The sequence below is a fragment of the Mesorhizobium sp. M4A.F.Ca.ET.020.02.1.1 genome, from assembly GCF_004022645.1.
Lineage (GTDB): Bacteria > Pseudomonadota > Alphaproteobacteria > Rhizobiales > Rhizobiaceae > Mesorhizobium.
Map to the genome: position 1 here is coordinate 1 of NZ_RZOI01000757.1, position 2,813 is coordinate 2,813.

4 protein-coding genes and 1 pseudogene are annotated in these 2,813 nt (G+C 66.4%); 2 read left to right on the plus strand and 3 right to left on the minus strand.

The window, feature by feature from the left end; translation table 11 throughout:
• A pseudogene (locus EN742_RS30560) lies at positions 1 to 488 on the minus strand (WD40 repeat domain-containing protein); the annotation flags it as partial.
• A 242-nt stretch (positions 489 to 730) separates the two neighbouring features.
• Here EN742_RS30560 and EN742_RS30565 point away from each other — a divergent pair.
• Complete coding sequence (locus EN742_RS30565; RefSeq protein WP_126055266.1) at positions 731 to 826, plus strand: putative RiPP precursor; 96 nt, start codon at positions 731 to 733, stop codon at positions 824 to 826.
• A gap of 69 nt (positions 827 to 895) precedes the next feature.
• Positions 896 to 988 (plus strand): putative RiPP precursor, encoded by a 93-nt coding sequence (locus EN742_RS30570; protein WP_126055267.1) that lies wholly within the window; start codon positions 896 to 898, stop codon positions 986 to 988.
• A 180-nt stretch (positions 989 to 1,168) separates the two neighbouring features.
• Here the strand turns inward: EN742_RS30570 and EN742_RS30580 are convergent, their stop codons facing one another.
• A complete protein-coding gene (locus EN742_RS30580) occupies positions 1,169 to 2,350 on the minus strand; it encodes a hypothetical protein (RefSeq protein WP_127407429.1) in 1,182 nt (393 codons plus the stop codon).
• A gap of 87 nt (positions 2,351 to 2,437) precedes the next feature.
• On the minus strand, positions 2,438 to 2,813 hold a 376-nt coding region (locus EN742_RS30585; RefSeq protein WP_189375676.1), incomplete at its 5' end, for an exodeoxyribonuclease III.

Below are 2,813 nucleotides of genomic sequence, written 5' to 3' on the forward strand. Positions count from 1 at the left end.
GCCGCAGGCGGCGTCTTTACCGCCTGCTCCGGTGGCGCCGGCGCTAGAACCAGCTCCGCCGGCGGCGTTGCGAGGGCCGGCGGAGCGCTGGCGACATCCTGTCCGCCCTTCGGTTCGTTCGCCACCTCGCCGCCCCGCCAAGGCTGGTCGGCGAGCAGCGCCAGCACAGTGACCGCCGGCAGGACCTGGAAGACGCGCCTGAGATGCGGCCGGCCCATATCCCGCACCTCCGCCGCGCGGCCGAACAGCGGCGCTCCGGCCTGATGCGCCGGCCGTCCCGGCAAAAGACCGGCAAGGAACAGCAACGCGCCGACCACCAGAGCGAGCGCCGCCACCAGGAAGCCGGTCAGCCGCATCGAGGCGGAATCGGCCAGCGGATGAGCGAGGCTCTCGGCTCCGGTGGCCAGAAACGGCCAGGCATGCATCACGCAGGCGATGGCCGCCGCCAGTAGGAGGAGCGAGAGCAGCCTGTCGATCGTTCTGTTCATAGGATGCCCCCACCCTTCTTCTCATATCGGTATCCTAGCCCAGCTTCCCGCGCTGGCTAAGTGTCGGAAATCACACGCGCGGGAATAAATCCGTGATCCCCTCGGCAAAGCAGTGCGCTTATCCGGCAGACCTTCGCGCCAGGGATGTGACTATCCGGATGCACGCAGTGTACATCAGCCGTCATGGTTGACAGGAGACGAGGGTCTGACATCATCCTTCGTGGATTAATGGAGAGTTGGATATGAAGAAGACCTACGAGAGGCTGGCCCTGCTCAAGAAGGACAGGCTTTCGGCGGTGACGGCGCGCAACGGCGGATCCACTCCCCTCCCGCGGTGATTTCAGCCCGGCTGGCGCCTTGAGCATCATGGCGTTGGCCGGATTTGACATTGTATCGGAGCCCCTGAAATGAAGAAAACCTATGAGAAGCCGGTTCTGGTGAAGAAGGACAGGCTTTCGGCGATCACCGCCAACGGCGCGGGCTCGAACAACCTGATCTGATCCCTCGCCGGCTCTCCTGGAGCGGTTCAGCGTTTCATGGAATCGCTTAACCGCTCTAGTATTGTTTTGACGCAATTCCGGACGGAAAACCGCTACGCACTTTTCCTGGAATTGCTCCTAGTATTTGTTTTGACGCAATTCCGGACGGAAAACCGCTACGCACTTTTCCTGGAATTGCTCCTAGAGCACCAGCACCAGGTCATCCACCACAAGCTGCCAATGGTGCTTCGTCGACAGGCGAACACGCGTGACGGCCTTCAGCATCGGCGCATAGTGGCACGGCGCCAGCGCCGACAGCGTGATCTCATCGCGCGCGACCGGCACCTCCCCCAGCCAGCTCTCGATCAGCGCGGTCTCTCCCTCCGAGGCCAGCCAGGCCGCGGTCAGCATCATCGAATGCAGCCCGAAAGGCTGGTGCCGGCCGAATTCGGCCGCATGGCCGCTGCTCGTATAGGCGATGTGATCGCCCGAGACATTGCCGTTGACGTAGCCCTCGCTGTTCTTGGTGTGGTCGCCCGCCATGGCGTTGAGATTGCGCCAGGAGAGCCCGGCATGGCCCGTCGGAAGCTTGCGCAGGCCGCGCGTGGTGACGTCGTCGAAGCCGATGGCGCTCAGCACCGCATCGGCCACGATGACGGCGGGCGTCAGCAGGCCAAGATCGGTCGGATAGGCCGACAACGCGAGCTGCCGCTCGAGGCCGCCGCCGGAGATCGCCACCGTGTCGGCCCCTGCGGCGAGAGGAAAGCGGAAGGCGGCGCCCGCGCCAAGCGTCCGGCTGTCGAGGATCTGGCCCTTGCCCGTCACCGACAGCGTCGCCCCCGTCGCGGCGGGCATCCTGCCGCTCAGGACGCGAACCGGCGCGAGGCCGACCGGTTTCGGCAAGTCCTCCCCGACGAGGCCAGCGACAGAGCCGGGCGCGGCCAGCAAGCGTATCGACTGGTCCTCGTTCCCGCTGCTGGCGCGCCAGCCGGGCGGCACAGAGACCGAAAAGCGGTAGGTGCCGGGCGCGCGTATCCTGGCCCGGCGTCGCCTGGACGACATCGGGAAATTGGCGAAGCCGGCGGAGTTGGTCCGCGCCGCGGCGAGGAAGCCGCCGCGCTCATCGTAGAGCCGAACCATGATGCCGGCCATCGGCCGGTCGGCGAGGCCATACACCCCGTCGCCGTCGACATCCATGTAGACATAGGACGAGAAGTTGAGCTTGCCGGCGGTGGGCCGCCAGGACGCGCGCACCGCATAATCATGGGCCGGATCGGCCCGGCGCCGCATCCGCCGGCGCTGGCGCGCCTGCCAGACGAGGAAGGCCAGCAATGCCGCGGCCGCGAGGACGATTGAGGAGACTGCGACGGTCAGGCTGGGCAACGGCGAGCCTCGGCGGGAATGATTGCGACACCCTAGCTTGCGATGTGGTGACTGCACAGAGGGGCGCGAAGGATCGCGGCGGCGAGGTCAGGTCTCCACCTCCACCCACACCGGCGCGTGGTCGCTGGCGTTGTCCTCGCCGCGCACGGCCCGGTCGATGCCGGCCGCTTTCAGCTTGCGGACGAGTGTCTTCGACAAAAGGATGTGGTCGAGCCTGAGGCCCGCGTCGCGCGGCCAGCGATTGCGGCGGTAGTCCCAGAATGTGTAGAGCTTCTCCTCCTTCGGGAAGACCTTGCGCAGCGCATCGGTCCAGCCCCGCTCGACGAGTGCCGCGAAGGCGGCGCGGCTTTGCGGCTGCACCAGCGCGTTGTCGTCATAGGAGCGGGTCGGGTAGATGTCGCGTGGCTCGGGCACGATGTTGAAGTCGCCGGCAAGCGCCACCGGCAGGCCGGTGTCGAGGAGC

What these genes read in the sequence shown, in the direction of transcription:
- EN742_RS30570 (WP_126055267.1), top strand. Translation starts at nt 896, where the DNA reads ATGAAGAAAACCTATGAGAAGCCGGTTCTGGTGAAGAAGGACAGGCTT.
- EN742_RS30565 (WP_126055266.1), top strand. Translation starts at nt 731, where the DNA reads ATGAAGAAGACCTACGAGAGGCTGGCCCTGCTCAAGAAGGACAGGCTT.